Here is a 14,975-nt window from a genome sequence, read left to right as displayed (position 1 = left end):
TCAGTCCGTCCGCAACCGGGCGGATCAGTCCACAACCCTTGACGAAAGGGACACCCCGGTGACCGAGAAGGCCGACCTTCAGTCCGTCCTCGACCGTGCCGCCGCGGGTGGACGCATCACCCCCGAAGAGGCGCTGGAGCTGTACCGCCACGCCCCGCTGCACGCGCTGGGCGCCGCCGCCGACGCCGTGCGCCGCCGCAGGTACGCGGGTACCGAGCACATCGCGACGTACATCATCGAGCGGAACATCAACTACACGAACGTGTGCGTCACGGCGTGCAAGTTCTGCGCCTTCTACGCGGCCCCCAAGGACAAGGCCAAGGGCTGGACCCGCGACCTCGACGACATCCTGCGGCGCTGCGCCGAGACCGTCGAGCTCGGCGGCACGCAGATCATGTTCCAGGGCGGCCACCACCCGGACTACGGCGTCGAGTACTACGAGAAGCACTTCGCGGCCATCAAGAAGGAGTTCCCGCAGCTCGTCATCCACAGCCTGGGGGCGAGCGAGGTCGAGCACATGGCCCGGATCTCCGGTGTGTCGGTCGAGGAGGCCATCACCCGGATCCACGAGGCCGGTCTCGACTCCTTCGCGGGCGCCGGCGCCGAGCTGCTGCCCGCGCGGCCGCGCAAGGCCATCGCCCCGCTGAAGGAGAGCGGTGAGCGCTGGCTGGAGATCATGGAGGCCGCGCACAACCTCGGTGTCGAGTCGACGTCGACCATGCTGATGGGCACGGGCGAGACCAACGCCGAGCGCATCGAGCACCTGCGGATGATCCGTGACGTCCAGGACCGCACGGGCGGCTTCCGGGCCTTCATCCCGTACACCTACCAGCCCGAGAACAACCACCTGAAGGGCCGTACGCAGGCCACGATCTTCGAGTACCTGCGGATGATCGCCATCGGGCGGCTGTTCATGGACAACATCGCCCACATCCAGGGGTCCTGGCTGACCACGGGCAAGGAGGTCGGCCAGCTGTCGCTGCACTACGGCGCCGACGACCTCGGCTCGATCATGCTGGAGGAGAACGTCGTCTCCTCGGCCGGTGCCAAGCACCGCTCCAACCGGATGGAGATCATCGACCTGATCCGCAAGGCGGGCCGGGTGCCGGCGCAGCGGGCGACGACCTACGAGCACCTGGTCGTGCACGACGACCCGGCGAACGACCCCGTCGACGAGCGGGTCATGTCCCACATCTCGTCCACGGCGATCGAGGGCGGCACGGCACACCCCGAGCTGAAGATCCTGGCTTCCAACTGACCTGCCTGTGCTGACGATTCACGCCGACTCCCGGGGCCACGCGCTTGTCGTCAAGGGCGCGTGGATCGCCGACGCGGGGGCGCTGGACGAGCTGGTCGCCGCGCATCCGCGGGCTCGGGTACGGCAGTGGCCCGGCATCCTGACGCCCGGGATCGTCAACCTGTACGGCACGGAGCTGCTGGAGGAGGCGTACCACCCCGATCCGCGCGAGGCCGACGAGTTGGGCACCGAGCCCCTGACCGGCGACGCGCTGGCGGCCCTCGCCATGGATGACGCCCGCTGGGGTGCGAGCGCCCGGCGTGGCGTGCAGCGGATGCTGGCCCACGGCACGGTCGCGGCGGCTTGCGAGAGCATGCGCAACCGCGCGGTGCGCGACGCCGTGCACCGCTCCGGCCTGGGGATCGTGGGCCGGATCGGGCGCCCCGACGGAGTGGCGTCGCTCGACCCGTACGCCTGTGGGATGCCGGTGGATTTCGCTCAGCCGAGGGAGCAGGGCTCAGCCGCCCGGTTCGCGGTGTTCGACGTACGGGACGAGACGGAACTGGCCGAGCGGGGTGCGGGGACGTGCGTGGCAACGGTGGTGGAAGGACGGATCGTCTACCGCCGACGGTGAGCGGAACGCCCCTGCTTTTCAGGGGCGCGGGGCTGTATCGATTTGCGGCTCCGCCGCGTGGGCGCGATCAACCACGAACGACCCGCAGCCCGCGTACGGCATTCGCACCCGAGCTCATCCTGAAAACGCCTCCGCAAACGCCCCGTCCTCCTGATCCACCCCACTGCAATTCGTCAACGCGTTATCGGATGACGAATCGTCAGCACACTCCTGATCCCGAAACGTCGCCCACATCGACACCCACCCAATCCCCTTCTCCTCCGCGAACTCCCGCACCTGAGCCGCGTCATCGAGCGAGAACGTCTCGTTGTCGACGTCGTTGACCCCGAGCATCGAGGTCAGCGCCATGGCGTTCCACGCGGTCGCATCCGACGTACCGAAGATCTCCTTCAACTGGGCGTGCGTGGCCTTCGCCGAGGTGAGGGCGTAGTCGCCCATGTCGCCGGTGTACGACTCGCCGTAGTTCATCGTCATGATGTTGACGCTGGAGACCTGCACATCGTGCTCGTTGGCGGACTCCAGCAGCGCCACGCTGTCGTCGTCCAGCCCGGACGGCATCACCGGCAGCGTGAAGGAGACCTTGAGGCCGTCGCGCTCCTTCTGCAGCAGGGCGATCGCCTCCGAACGCAGGTCCACCGAGTCGGAGTCGGTCAGCTCGTCGCCCTCGATGTCGAAGTCGGCCAGCGAGGAACCCGCCGCGTCCAGCGCCTTCCCGTACGCCTCGGCCAGCTCGGTCGCGCTGTCGCACGTCGCCGCCAGTTCCTTGCCCGAGGCACCGCCGAAGGAGACCCGGACCGTGGCGCCGTCCTGAGTGAGCTTGGAGATGCGGGACTTCACGGCCGAGTCGGAGATGGCGTCGGTGCCGTTCCACTTGGGTGTGCAGTCGCTGCCGTCCGAGATCACGAAGGCCAGGTTGTACGTCGCCGGGGAGCCGGCGGAGTCGAGGTCGGAGGCCTCGGTGGCGCTGACGTAAGGGGCGTAGGACGTACTCGACGTGCCGGACGAGGCCGATGCGGAGGGCGAGGCGGAGGATGACGAGCCGGGCTGCTGCGGGGGCGACGGCGCCGCGTCCGCCGTACCGTCGTCGGAGCCCGCGGAGCACCCCGTGATGGCCAGTGCGAATATGCAGGTGAGCCCGGTCGCCGTCGTTCGGAAACTCCGCATTGCGCATGTACCCGCTTTCGTGATTTCTGTCTCAGGCCGAAATATCTGATACGTGTTCCGGTCGGCAATGTCTCACACTCGCCGAGGGCTGAGCCGTCAACTCCTTTCATATGGCTGTGAGGTGCGCGGGCGTTCGGGGAAACTCTCAGGGAACGGACAGGTTAAGGCGTTTCTCATGGGCGCCTCACATGAAGTACAGAGTCGTTGGCACATAAAGGCTCCCTAATATCCGGGGAATGCAATCCGAGCCTGCCATCGAAAACCGCGCCGCCCAGCCTGCTGCGCGCGGTCGCCGCCGCAAACGCGGCAACGGGTCCGTCGAAGGGCCCGTGTTCGTTGACAACTCCGGACGCCGCTCCAAGCTGCTGCGGCGCATCGGTCTCCTCCTCGGCGTCGCCTGCCTCGGGTACGCGGTAGTTCTGGGCATGGCCTTCATGGGCGTCGGCACCTCGCTCACCACGTCCGAGCTGCTGCCCTTCGGAGGCGGCGGCCCCGCGGGCGGCCCGAACTCGGGCCCCGGCGGCGCCCAGCCGCAGGGCGGTGTCGCCTCCCCGCCCGCGAAGCCCACCGGCACTCCGCCGTCGGGCACCGCGACCGGCGAGCCGCCCAGCGCCGCCCCGACCGTGTCGGCCTCCCCGGCCACCGCCAACTGACCGGAACGCACCCACACTCATGACTACGACGACTCCCTCACGCGGCCGCCGGCGCGCCCCGACCCGTATCCAGCGGGCGGCGGGCAAGGCCGCGGCCCTGCAGAAACCCCGCATCATCCTCGCCGGACTGCTCCTGCTCGCGCTGACCAGCGTCATGCTGCTCGACGGCTATCTGCGCGCCGAGGTCGGCGGCGACCAGCGGGTGCGCACCGGCGCCAGCTCCAGCGACGTGCCCGACACGATCCTCGACGGCGGGCCGATCCTCACCTTCCGGGGCGGTCAGGCGACCACGGTCTCCGTGCCGGACAAGACGATCGCCCTCACCTTCGACGACGGCCCGAACCCCACCTGGACGCCCCAGGTCCTGGCGATCCTGAAGAAGTACGACATCCCGGCCACGTTCTTCGTGGTCGGCTCGATGGTCTCGCGCTACCCCTCGATCGTCGCGGACATGGTCGAGCAGGGGAACGAGGTGGGCATCCACACCTTCACCCACGTCGACCTCTCCTACCAGAGCGACGCCCGCGTCAACCGCGAGATGCAGCAGACCCAGCTCGCGCTCGCGGGCGCGGCCGGCATCACCACCACGCTGTTCCGGGCGCCGTACTCCTCGGAGACGGACGCCATCGACAACTACAGCTGGCCCGTCTACAAGAAGCTCGGCGAGGACGGCTACACCAGCGTCTTCGTCGACACCGACAGCGACGACTGGAAGCGGCCGGGCGTCAAGAAGATCATCAACTGGGCCACGCCGGAGGACGGGGAGGGCGCGTCCGTCCTGTTCCACGACGCCGGTGGCGAGCGGTCGCAGACGATCAAGGCGCTGCCGACGTACATCGAGAAGATGAAGGCGAAGGGGTACACCTTCACCACGATCAGCGGGGCGCTGCAGGAGGAAGAGGCGGCGGCCGGCGGTCAGCAGGCAGGGTCCGGTCAGCAGTCCGGGGGTGCACAGGCGGACGGTGGTCAGCAGCCCGGTGGTCAGGGGCAGCAGGGCCCGAACGGACAGGCCGGTGCGGGAGGCACGGGGGCAGGGATCTCGGCGCTCCAGGCCGCCCACCGTGAGGCAACCGGCGCGACCCTGTACGAGGGCAAGGCCCTGATCGGAGCGGTTGCCGTCGCCGAATGGGCGGTACCGGTGCTGTCGGTCGGCCTCCTCGTCGTCGGCGTCGCCGTCATGGGCCGCTTCGGCATGATGCTGCTCCTCGCCCGCCGCCACTACCGGCAGCGCAACAAACGCCGGTTCAGCTGGGGACCACCGGTGTACGAGCCGGTGAGCGTGATCGTCCCGGCGTACAACGAGAAGGAGTGCATCGCCAACACCCTCAAGTCGCTGGCACAGAGCACCCATCCGATCGAGATCATCGTGGTCGACGACGGCTCCACGGACAACACGTCGGAGATCGCCCGCGACGCGGCCTACGAGCTCGGCATGACGAACGTCCGCGTGATCCGCCAGGAGAACGCGGGCAAGCCCGCGGCGCTGAACAACGGCGTACGCAGCGCCAGTCACGACATCGTCGTGATGATGGACGGCGACACGGTCTTCGAGCCGGACACCGTACGTCAGCTGGTGCAGCCCTTCGCCGACCCGGAGGTCGGCGCGGTCGCCGGCAACGCCAAGGTCGGCAACCGCAACACGATCATCGGGGCCTGGCAGCACATCGAGTACGTGATGGGCTTCAACCTCGACCGCCGTATGTACGACCTGCTGCGCTGCATGCCCACCATCCCGGGCGCGATCGGCGCGTTCCGCCGGGAGGCGGTCCTTCAGGTCGGCGGCATGAGCGAGGACACCCTCGCCGAGGACACCGACATCACCATCGCGATGCACCGCGCGGGCTGGCGGGTCGTCTACCAGGAGCACGCGCGCGCGTGGACGGAGGCGCCGGGCTCGCTCAAGCAGCTGTGGTCGCAGCGCTACCGGTGGTCGTACGGCACGATGCAGGCGCTGTGGAAGCACCGCAAGTCCTTGACGGACAAGGGTCCTTCGGGCCGCTTCGGCCGCGTCGGCATGCCTCTCGTCGTCATCTTCCAGATCGTCACGCCGGTCTTCGCCCCGCTCATCGACGTGTTCACCGCCTACTCGATGATCTTCATCGACTTCAAGGCGGCGCTGTACGCGTGGCTGGCGGTGCTGGGTGTGCAGCTGGTGTGCGCCGCGTACGCCTTCCGGCTCGACCGCGAGCAGTACCGCTATCTGCTGATGATGCCCCTCCAGCAACTCGCCTACCGCCAGATGATGTACCTCGTCCTCATCCACTCCTGCATCACCGCGCTGACGGGCGGCCGTCTGCGCTGGCAGAAGCTGAAGCGGACGGGTGAGGTCGGGACGCCGGCGGGGGTGAGCTGAGTGGGTTCGCACAGGCGAGGGGGCGCGGTTCAGGTCGGCGCGGTTCCGGTCGTACCGGCAGCTGTGGGCGGGGAGACCGACACTTCACCACCCCCATCCAAGCCGGCCGGCCGCGACCGCTACTTCGACACCCTCCGAGCGGTCGCCCTCATCCGCGTCGTCACGTACCACACCTTCGGCTGGGCCTGGGCGGGCATGGTCTTCCCCTCCATGGGGGTCATGTTCGCCCTGGCCGGCACCCTCATGGCCAAGTCCCTGGAGCGCCCGGCGCTGAAGGTGATCCGGAGCAGGCTGCGCCGACTTCTGCCCCCGTTCTGGTTCTGGGGCTTCTTCGTGGTCGTCGCGATGCTGATCCACGACTGGATGCCGGGCTGGCAGATCGTCTACTGGATCGTGCCGCTCGGCGACCCGCCGGGCAACGCGTGGGGCCAGCAGGCCTGGGAGATCCTCTGGTACCTGCGGACGTACATCTGGTTCGTCCTGCTCTCCCCGCTGATGCTGCGCGTGTTCCGTCTGGCGCCGGTTCCCGTGCTCCTGCTGTCGCTGGGGCCGATCCTCGTCCTCCACTTCCTGTGGGAGCCGCCGGACAACCGCTTCGGTAGCGCGCTCACCGACCTGGCCACGTTCCTCTTCTGCTGGATCCTCGGCTTCGCGCACCGCGACGGCGTCCTCCAGCGGCTGAAGCCCTTCGCGGTCGTCGTCCTCTCGCTCGCCGCGATCGGCTACGGCGGCTGGTACGCCTTCACCCACCAGGCCGAGACCGGCTCCTACGACCTGGACGACATCCCGCTCGCCCAGGCGTTCTGGTCGGCCGGCTACGTGGCGCTGCTGATGTACGCCAAGGCGCACTTCAAGGTCGACTTCGCCGGGCTCACCCGCGTCCATCGCCTCGACCGGCTCGTCACGATCTTCAACGCCCGAGCCGTGACGATCTACCTCTGGCACGAGATCGCCCTGATCCTCGCCGTCCCGCTGATCGACCAGTTCTGGAACGTGCCCGCGTTCGAGAAGTACCTGCCGCTGGAGAGCCAGTGGTTCATGTTCGGCATCGGCTGGATCCTGATCGCGGTCTTCGTGCTGCTGTGCGGGTGGGTGGAGGACGTGGCCGGCAAGAAGAAGGCGAGGCTGCTGCCGTGAGGCTCGGCGGCCGGGTGCTGCGGGGCCGTCCGGGCCGTACTGCCACAATGGGCCCGTGACCCGCGCATCCCTGGACAAGCAGCCGCACGAAGTCGCCTCGATGTTCGACAACGTGGCGGAACGGTACGACCTGACCAACGACGTGCTGTCGCTCGGCCAGGACCGCAGATGGCGCAAGGAGGTCGCGAAGGCCGTCGATGCCCGCCCCGCGCAGAAGGTCCTCGACCTGGCCGCCGGGACGGGCACCTCCTCGCTGCCCTTCGCGCAGAGCGGGGCGTACGTCGTCCCCTGCGATTTCTCCCTCGGCATGCTCCAGGTCGGCAAGCGCAAGCACACCTGGCTGCCGTTCACGGCGGGCGACGCGACGAGGCTGCCGTTCAAGGACGACACCTTCGACGCCGTGACGATCTCCTTCGGGCTGCGCAACGTCCAGGACTACGACGCCGCCCTGCGCGAGATGTACCGGGTGACGCGGCCCGGCGGCCGGGTCGTGATCTGCGAGTTCTCGCACCCGACCTGGGCGCCCTTCCGCACGGTCTACACGGAGTACCTGATGCGCGCCCTGCCCCCGGTCGCGCGCGCCGTGTCCTCCAACCCCGACGCCTACGTCTACCTCGCCGAGTCCATCCGCGCCTGGCCCGACCAGCCCGCCCTCGCCGAGCACCTGCGCAAGGCGGGCTGGACGAAGGTGGCGTGGCGGAATCTGACGGGCGGGGTGGTCACCCTGCACCGGGGCTTCAAGCAGAGCTGAGCGCCGGGCTTCAAGCAGAGCTGAGCGCCGGGCTTCAAGCAGAGCTGAGCGCCGGGCTTCAAGCAGAGCTGACGACGACGTAAGGGTCCCCGGGCTCGTCCAGCTCGCGCTGCAGCCCGCCCCCCGGCGGCCGCGGGATGCGTGGCTCGCGCACCCCTCCGCCGCCTTCGCCCTCGCCGAAGTCGAACCAGATGTAGACCATTGAGTCCCTCGGCACCTCGGCACCGGGCTGGGGATATTGGCGTACGACGTAGTCGACGACCGTGAGGTGGAAGTCGGCCCGGTCCGGCGTGTTGAGGACCAGGCCGTGCGACTTCGCGGCCTCGCGCGCGTCCATGGCCATCAGTCCGACGAGCTTCGGTACGCGCACCTCGGGCGTTTTGGGTGTTATACGCACAGATGTCACCCCCAGCGGTACTGGCAGGGTAACCGCCCGGGGGTACCGTCCGGAAGCGTCAAGTACCTTTCTGTAGCAGTCGATCACTCAGGGTGACTGAAGCTGAAGTTACGGTTCCGCGGTCACAGATCGAGCCGGTAGCAGTGACCCTGGTGCCGGGCGTCCGGGGTGGTGAACACCTCGGCCAGCTCCATCCCCAGCCGCCGAGTCACCGCGATCGACCGCGCGTTGCGGGCGTCGACCATCGCCACCACGCTCGGCACCCCCGCCGCCCGCACCCGCTCCAGCGTCATGCGCGCCGCCGCCGTGACATACCCCTGGCCCCAGTGCTCCCGCCCGAGCCGCCAGCCGATCTCGATCTCGCCCGTGGGACCCCACTCCCGCTCCCACGGCTGTGCGCCGGTGAAGCCGATGGCCTGCCCGTCCTCGTCGAGCATGGTCCACAGGCAGTACCCGCGCTCGGCGTCGTGCCGCCGCTGGCGGGCGGTGAGCTCCTCGTAGACCGACAGCTCCGCGGCCCTGCCGCCGTGGAACTCCATGACATCCGGGTGGGCGAAGATCCGGTGCCAGGCGACGGCGTCCTCGTCGGTGGGGACACGGAGCCGTACGACAGGGAGAACTCGGTTCACGGAGGCAGCCCTTCAGCCGGGTGATCAATGCTGCTGAATAGACTGCCCATGTCCAGTGCCGGTCGGCACACAGATTTCGAACTTGGGGAGATCCCGCCGTGACCGACGTGACCGAGCCCGTCTCCTCACCTCTCTCCTCGCCCCTCTCCGAGAACGCCGCCGATGTGATCGTCGTGGGCGCGGGGCCGGCCGGCGCCACCACGGCGTACCACCTGGCCAAGTCCGGCCTCGACGTACTCCTGCTGGAGAAGACCGAGTTCCCGAGGGAGAAGGTCTGCGGTGACGGCCTGACCCCGCGCGCGGTCAAACAGCTCGTGGCCATGGGCATCGACATTTCGGAGGAGGCCGGCTGGATCCGCAACAAGGGCCTGCGCATCATCGGCGGCGGTGTGCGCCTCCAGCTGGACTGGCCCGATCTCGCCTCCTTTCCCGACTACGGCCTGGTCCGCAAGCGCGACGACTTCGACGAGCAACTCGCCCGCCAGGCGCAGAAGGCGGGCGCCCGGCTCTATGAGCGCTGCAACGTCGGCGCCCCGATCATCGACGACCGCACCGGCCGTATCACCGGCGTCCACGCCAAGCTCGGCGAGGAGAAGCGCGAGGTCACCTTCCACGCGCCCCTGGTCGTCGCCGCCGACGGCAACTCCACCCGCCTCTCCCTCGCGATGGGCCTGCACCGCCGCGAGGACCGCCCGATGGGCGTGGCCGTACGGACGTACTTCGAAAGCCCCCGCCACGAGGACGACTACCTGGAGTCCTGGCTGGAGCTCTGGGATCGCCGCGGCCCCGGCGAGGACCGCCTCCTGCCCGGCTACGGCTGGATCTTCGGCATGGGCGACGGCACGTCCAACGTCGGCCTGGGTGTGCTCAACACCTCCGACTCCTTCAAGGAGCTGGACTGGCGCGAGGTGTTGAAGGCCTGGTGCGCCTCCATGCCGGAGGACTGGGGCTACACCCCGGACAACATGACCGGCCCCATCCGCGGCGCCGCCCTGCCGATGGCCTTCAACCGCCAACCGCACTACACCAAGGGCCTGCTGCTGGTCGGCGACGCCGGCGGCCTGGTGAACCCCTTCAACGGCGAGGGCATCGCCTACGCCATGGAGTCCGGCCAGATCGCCGCCGACGTCATCGTCCAGGCCCACGCCCGCTCCACGCCAGGCGGCCGTGAACTCGCCCTCCAGCACTACCCGCGCGTGCTGAAGGACACCTACGGCGGCTACTACACGCTGGGCCGCGCCTTCGTGAAGCTCATCGGCAACCCGAAGGTCATGAAGATCGCGACCCAGCGCGGCCTGACCCACCCGCTGCTGATGAAGTTCACGCTGAAGCTCCTCGCGAACCTCACCGACCCGACGGGCGGCGACGCGATGGACCGCATCATCAACGGCCTCAGCAAGGTGGCGCCGAAGGCCTAGCCGCCGGTCAGCCGGTCGGCCGGGCCTTACTGAGGGCCTCGACGTTGGCGGCCCGGCGGGCGAACACCTCGTCCCGCCGGTCCGCCACCTGCCGCAGCGCGTCCTTGCGCTCCCGCTTGGAGAGCCGGTCCAGATAGACCTGCCCGTCACAGTGATCCGCCTCGTGTGCGAGGCAGCGGGCGAAGTACCCGGTGCCCTCGATCACGAGCGGCTCCCCGTCCTTGTCGAACCCGCGCACCACGGCCCGGTCCGGACGCGGTACGTCCATCACCGCGCCCGGGACGGAGAGGCAGCCCTCGGTGTCGTCGAGGAGCCTCCTGCCCGAGGCATCGAGGGGCTGAAGCACCGGATTGACGATGTGCCCGACATGCCGGGCCCCGTCGTCGTCCGGGCAGTCGTACACGAACAGCCGTAGATCCACGCCGACCTGGTTCGCCGCGAGTCCCGCTCCGTCGGCGATGTACATCGTCAGGAACATGTCGCCGATGAGCGCGGCGAGATCGGGCCCGAACTCGGTCACGTCCCGGCACGGCTTGTGCAGCACCTGCTCACCCACCTCGGTGATCCTGCGCACCGAACCGCGCCGGGCCTCGGGCGCGAGCGGCGGATACGACTCCACGGGCCTGCCTTGCACGAAAACGCTGGGCATCGCTTTTCTCCCCTTCTGTCTTTCTCTCGTCGCGGGTTGTGAGGATGCTGTGGCCGGGCGTGAAACAGGCTTCCGACCTCGGCGAACCCTCCCTACCCTCCGGGACTCATGACAACAGAACACACGCAGGAGCCCCAGGAGAAGACAGGTCACACGCGATCCGGCCACTCCCGCAGACGCTTCCTGGCCGGTGCCGGGGGAGTGGCCGGCGCCCTCGCCTTATGGCCCGCGGGCAGCGCGCGGGCCGCGTCCGGCAAGCACGTCGCCGTCCTCGGCGGCGGAGTCTCCGGACTGAGCGCCGCCCACGAACTCGCCGAACGCGGCTACGCCGTCACCGTCTACGAGTACTACGACACCCTCGGCGGCAAGGCCCGTTCGATGCCCGTCCCCGGCACGGCCGCCGGTGGCCGCGCGGACCTCCCCGCCGAGCACGGCTTCCGCTTCTTCCCCGGCTTCTACCGGAACCTGCCGGACACGATGCGCCGCATCCCCGTCACCGGCAACGCAGGCGGCGTCCACGACAACCTCGTCAGCGGCACCGAGGCCCTGTTCGCCCGCGCAGGCGGCCGCCCCGACCTACACTTCCCGCTCCGCCGCGCCACCACCCCGCCCCGCCCCGGCGACCTCACCCTCGGCTGGATCCGCGATCAGGTCCTCTCGGTGCTGGACCTCGGCACCCGCCTCCCCGCCCACGAGGCGGCCTACTTCGCCGACCGCCTCCTCGTCCACCTCACCAGCTGCGACGCCCGACGCGAGGAGGTGTGGGAGAAGGTCGCGTGGTGGGACTTCATCCGCGCCGAGGAGATGAGCGACGAGTACCGGACCCTCCTCGGCATCGGCCAGACCCGCAACCTCGTCGCCACGCGCGCGGAGGTCGCGTCCACCCGGACCGTCGGCCGGGTCATCATCGAGGCCCTGCTGCTGTGGGGCCTGCTCGGCCGCGGCATGGACGGCGACGCCGATGTCGACCGCATCCTCAACGCCCCCACCAGCGAGGCCTGGATCGACCCCTGGGACACCCACCTGCGCTCCCTCGGCGTCGAGTTCGTCCACGGCGCCCAGGTCCGCGAGGTCCTCCACGACGGCGCCCGCGTGACCGGCGTCCGCGTCTCGGCCCGCGACGGCGGCGACGAACGCACCGTCACCGCCGACCACTACATCTCCGCGCTCCCGGTCGAGCACGCGCGCGTGACGTGGGGACCGGCCCTGCGCGCGGCGGACCCGCAGCTCGCGCGCTGTGACGCCCTCCAGACCGACTGGATGACCGGCGTGATGTTCTACCTGCGCACGCCCACACCCGTCGTGCACGGCCACATCAACTGCCTCGACTCACCGTGGTCGGTGACCGGCATCGGCCAGGCCCAATTCTGGGACGGACGGGACTTCTCGGGCGACTACGGCGACGGCCGCGCCCACGACTGCCTCTCCGCCATCATCTCGGAGTGGGACAAGCCGGGCATCCTCTACGGCAAGACGGCCAAGGAGTGCACCAAGGAGGAGGTCGTCGCCGAACTCTGGGCCCAGTTGAAGGACGGCCTCAACGACGCCGGCAAGACCACGCTCCGGGACGAAGACCGCCTAGGCTGGTTCATGGACCCGGCGGTGACGGGCCTGGGCGGCCCCGACCCGCAGAACCGCGAGCAACTCCTCATCCACCCCACGGGCACGCTCTACAACCGCCCCACGGCCCGCACAAAGGTCCCGAACTTCTTCCTCGCGGGCGACTACGTCCGCACCGACGTGGACCTGGCGACGATGGAGGGCGCCAACGAGTCGGCCCGCCTCGCGGTCAACGCGCTCCTGGACGCGGACAATTCGGGCGCCGACCGCTGTGAGATCTGGGAGCTCTACCGGCCCCCGGAGCTGGAACCCCTCAAGCGGATCGACGAGGTGCGCCACAAGCTGGGCCTGCCCAACACCTTCGACCTCGGGTAGGGCGGAGGGTCACCCGGGACCGGGCGGAGGATCGCCCAGGAAAGGACGGAGGGGCCGCTGCCCCCGAGCGGCTGCGGCCCCTTCCGTACGCCTGCGTACGACCGTACGTCAGAGCACGCGCACCGCGCCCGACGCCGGGTACCCGGAAAGGTCCTGGATGACGACGCCCTTGGACGGGTTCGCCGCGTCCAGGTACTGGCCGTTCCCGATGTAGACGCCCACGTGGTAGGCGGAGCCCTTGCCACCCCAGTAGAGGATGTCGCCGACCTGGACCTGCGAGAGCGGGATGTCGGTGCCGGCCATCGACTGGTCCTGCGAGACCCGCGGCAGGTCGACGCCGACCTGCTTGAACGCGGCCTGGACCAGGCTGGAGCAGTCCCATGCGTTGGGGCCGGTGGCACCCAGGACGTACGCGTCGCCCACCTGTGCCTGGAGGAAGGAGATGACCGTCCCGACGCTGCCGCTGGCGGGAGCGGCCACGTTGGTGCTCGTGGACGCGGAGGCGGACAGGGTGGCCCGCTCCGTGCTGCGCGAGGCGGCGGCCTCTGCGGCGGCCCTACGGGCCTCCTCGGCCTTCTTCTTCGCCTCGGCCTTCTTCTCGGCCTCAGCGAGGTCCTTCTTGGCTTCCTTGGCCGCAGCCGCGGCGGCCGCGTCGCGCTCGGCGTCGAGCTCGTAGTTCGCCGCCGCCAGCTGAGTGGCGTCCGCGGACTGGGCGAGCTGGTCCGCCAGGTCACCCGTGAGGGTGGGCAGTTCGATGGTCTGGGTCACCGGCTCGGCGGCGTTCGCCGTGGCCGACGCACCCGCCGCTGCCATGCTGAGGACGCCACCGGCAACTCCGGCACGCATCGCTATGGACGACGACGCGCTGCGGCGGGGCTTCCGGTGGCTACGTATGTGAGCGGTGTGGGACATGAGAACAACCGGTATCAGGGGCTCCTCCATACCTTCAAGGAACGTGTGCTGCGCCACAGTTGTTCAATGGCCGCCCCAATTCCCCTGAACGCCGCCCTTTATTGACGCCGTAACGGACATTGTGGACGCACCCCAACACGCCCGTGATCACGGCCTTTCATCATTAAGTCCGTATTGCCCAGCACCTACCACTTGTTAGGACCGGTGGCCAAGCCCGGTTCTCAGAGGTCTCTCATTGATGTGGTGGAGGTCACGCAACGATTACGAGACCGTGCGCGTCCCGTGCCGAATCCCGCCCCGTGTCGCTCGTGAACGCGTGCACGTGTCCACATCTCGCTTCAAAGCTCCCTCCGGGGTGTGAACGGGCTCCTCTACCAAGACCCCCCGTCCAGCACCAATTTGCATGCAAGAGAACTCTCTTGATATGGAGAAGCACCCTCCGAGCTGCGCCGACGAGCGAAAATGTCACCTCTGGTGATCACTCGGACGCTTCTCGTATGAAGATCACCGCTCATCCGGCTTCATGATCCTTCGTCAGGTGGTGGAGATCACAAAGCTTGTGTAATACCCCGTGTCGCAGATCACAGAGCGGCGGGCATAAGATGCGAGGCAGTTGGGCTTGTGACCTGCTTCACATGTTCTCGATCTTCGCCGGGACGAGCGGGGCTCGTGGGATCGGTGGGGCGGCTGTGAGCCCAGTGCAACCGCCAGCAGTCAGTGCCGACTGAGAGGAGCGAGGAGCGGTGAACGCGTATGCGCCCATCCTCGTACTGGGAGCCCTCGGGGCAGGCTTTGCGATCTTCTCCGTGGTCATGGCCACGCTGATCGGTCCGAAGCGATACAACCGGGCCAAGCTCGAGGCCTACGAGTGCGGTATCGAGCCGACCCCCACGCCGGCCGGCGGCGGGCGCTTCCCCATCAAGTACTACCTGACGGCGATGCTCTTCATCATTTTCGATATCGAGATCGTCTTCCTCTACCCCTGGGCCGTCACCTTCGACTCCCTGGGGATTTTCGGGCTCGTGGAGATGCTGCTCTTCGTGCTCACCGTCTTCGTCGCGTACGCGTACGTATGGCGGCGCGGCGGCCTGGAATGGGACTGAGGG

The 14,975-nt window shown here is 68.8% G+C and carries 14 protein-coding genes; 9 read left to right on the top strand and 5 right to left on the bottom strand.

All coding sequences use genetic code 11. The features are described from left to right. Nucleotides 1-58: 58 nt before the first annotated feature. On the top strand, nt 59-1,258 hold the full coding sequence (gene mqnC, locus BLU79_RS10550; RefSeq protein WP_093905372.1) for a cyclic dehypoxanthinyl futalosine synthase: 1,200 nt from the start codon (nt 59-61) through the stop codon (nt 1,256-1,258). A gap of 7 nt (nt 1,259-1,265) precedes the next feature. Continuing rightward, entirely contained in the window at nt 1,266-1,871 is a 606-nt protein-coding gene (locus BLU79_RS10545) for a hypothetical protein (RefSeq protein ID WP_093905371.1), read from the top strand. Nucleotides 1,872-1,985: 114 nt separating this feature from the next. Here the strand turns inward: BLU79_RS10545 and BLU79_RS10540 are convergent, their stop codons facing one another. Continuing rightward, complete coding sequence (locus tag BLU79_RS10540) at nt 1,986-3,035, bottom strand: chitinase (RefSeq protein WP_093905370.1); 1,050 nt, start codon at nt 3,033-3,035, stop codon at nt 1,986-1,988. A 236-nt stretch (nt 3,036-3,271) separates the two neighbouring features. Here BLU79_RS10540 and BLU79_RS10535 point away from each other — a divergent pair, with 236 nt between their 5' ends. From BLU79_RS10535 to BLU79_RS10520, 4 genes are read left to right on the top strand one after another with little or no spacing between them, the layout of a single operon-like run. Beyond that, a complete protein-coding gene (locus BLU79_RS10535) occupies nt 3,272-3,688 on the top strand; it encodes a hypothetical protein (protein WP_177000960.1) in 417 nt (138 codons plus the stop codon). A gap of 19 nt (nt 3,689-3,707) precedes the next feature. Then, the gene (locus BLU79_RS10530; RefSeq protein ID WP_093905368.1) at nt 3,708-6,041 is read left to right on the top strand and encodes a bifunctional polysaccharide deacetylase/glycosyltransferase family 2 protein; all 2,334 of its coding nucleotides are present in this window, start codon (nt 3,708-3,710) and stop codon (nt 6,039-6,041) included. Next, nucleotides 6,042-7,178, top strand: coding sequence for an acyltransferase family protein (locus tag BLU79_RS10525; RefSeq protein WP_371131837.1), 1,137 nt, complete (start codon nt 6,042-6,044; stop codon nt 7,176-7,178). It abuts the gene before it with no gap. Between the two features lie 55 nt (nt 7,179-7,233). Continuing rightward, entirely contained in the window at nt 7,234-7,929 is a 696-nt protein-coding gene (locus BLU79_RS10520) for a demethylmenaquinone methyltransferase (RefSeq protein WP_093905366.1), read from the top strand. Between the two features lie 58 nt (nt 7,930-7,987). Here the strand turns inward: BLU79_RS10520 and BLU79_RS10515 are convergent, their stop codons facing one another. Together BLU79_RS10515 and BLU79_RS10510 are read right to left on the bottom strand one after the other, a co-directional pair. Next, entirely contained in the window at nt 7,988-8,299 is a 312-nt protein-coding gene (locus tag BLU79_RS10515) for a PASTA domain-containing protein (RefSeq protein WP_093905365.1), read from the bottom strand. Nucleotides 8,300-8,448: 149 nt separating this feature from the next. Then, entirely contained in the window at nt 8,449-8,955 is a 507-nt protein-coding gene (locus BLU79_RS10510; protein WP_093905364.1) for a GNAT family N-acetyltransferase, read from the bottom strand. A 98-nt stretch (nt 8,956-9,053) separates the two neighbouring features. On the opposite strand from BLU79_RS10510, the gene BLU79_RS10505 reads away from it, so the two are divergent. Continuing rightward, on the top strand, nt 9,054-10,373 hold the full coding sequence (locus tag BLU79_RS10505; RefSeq protein ID WP_177000959.1) for a geranylgeranyl reductase family protein: 1,320 nt from the start codon (nt 9,054-9,056) through the stop codon (nt 10,371-10,373). Between the two features lie 7 nt (nt 10,374-10,380). Here the strand turns inward: BLU79_RS10505 and def are convergent, their stop codons facing one another. Further along, on the bottom strand, nt 10,381-11,022 hold the full coding sequence (def, locus tag BLU79_RS10500; RefSeq protein ID WP_093905363.1) for a peptide deformylase: 642 nt from the start codon (nt 11,020-11,022) through the stop codon (nt 10,381-10,383). Nucleotides 11,023-11,130: 108 nt separating this feature from the next. Here def and BLU79_RS10495 point away from each other — a divergent pair, with 108 nt between their 5' ends. Beyond that, nucleotides 11,131-12,957: a hydroxysqualene dehydroxylase gene (locus BLU79_RS10495; RefSeq protein ID WP_093905362.1), complete on the top strand. Its 1,827-nt coding sequence runs from the start codon at nt 11,131-11,133 to the stop codon at nt 12,955-12,957. A 108-nt stretch (nt 12,958-13,065) separates the two neighbouring features. On the opposite strand, the gene BLU79_RS10490 is transcribed toward BLU79_RS10495, so the two are convergent. Beyond that, a complete protein-coding gene (locus BLU79_RS10490; RefSeq protein WP_093905361.1) occupies nt 13,066-13,899 on the bottom strand; it encodes a C40 family peptidase in 834 nt (277 codons plus the stop codon). 713 nt (nt 13,900-14,612) lie between these two features. Here BLU79_RS10490 and BLU79_RS10485 point away from each other — a divergent pair. After that, on the top strand, nt 14,613-14,972 hold the full coding sequence (locus BLU79_RS10485; RefSeq protein ID WP_030950624.1) for an NADH-quinone oxidoreductase subunit A: 360 nt from the start codon (nt 14,613-14,615) through the stop codon (nt 14,970-14,972). Nucleotides 14,973-14,975: the final 3 nt, after the last annotated feature.

Source organism: Streptomyces sp. cf386 (assembly GCF_900103585.1).
In the GTDB taxonomy this organism is placed as follows: Bacteria; Actinomycetota; Actinomycetes; order Streptomycetales; family Streptomycetaceae; genus Streptomyces.
Note: the sequence above shows the minus strand (reverse complement) of the source record. Positions and strands in the feature narration are given on the sequence as shown.

Excerpts from the sequence above, each read along its gene's own strand:
- BLU79_RS10540 (WP_093905370.1), bottom strand. The coding sequence starts at position 3,035 with ATGCGGAGTTTCCGAACGACGGCGACCGGGCTCACCTGCATATTCGCA.
- BLU79_RS10535 (WP_177000960.1), top strand. The coding sequence starts at position 3,272 with ATGCAATCCGAGCCTGCCATCGAAAACCGCGCCGCCCAGCCTGCTGCG.
- BLU79_RS10530 (WP_093905368.1), top strand. The coding sequence starts at position 3,708 with ATGACTACGACGACTCCCTCACGCGGCCGCCGGCGCGCCCCGACCCGT.
- def (WP_093905363.1), bottom strand. The coding sequence starts at position 11,022 with ATGCCCAGCGTTTTCGTGCAAGGCAGGCCCGTGGAGTCGTATCCGCCG.
- BLU79_RS10495 (WP_093905362.1), top strand. The coding sequence starts at position 11,131 with ATGACAACAGAACACACGCAGGAGCCCCAGGAGAAGACAGGTCACACG.
- BLU79_RS10490 (WP_093905361.1), bottom strand. The coding sequence starts at position 13,899 with ATGGAGGAGCCCCTGATACCGGTTGTTCTCATGTCCCACACCGCTCAC.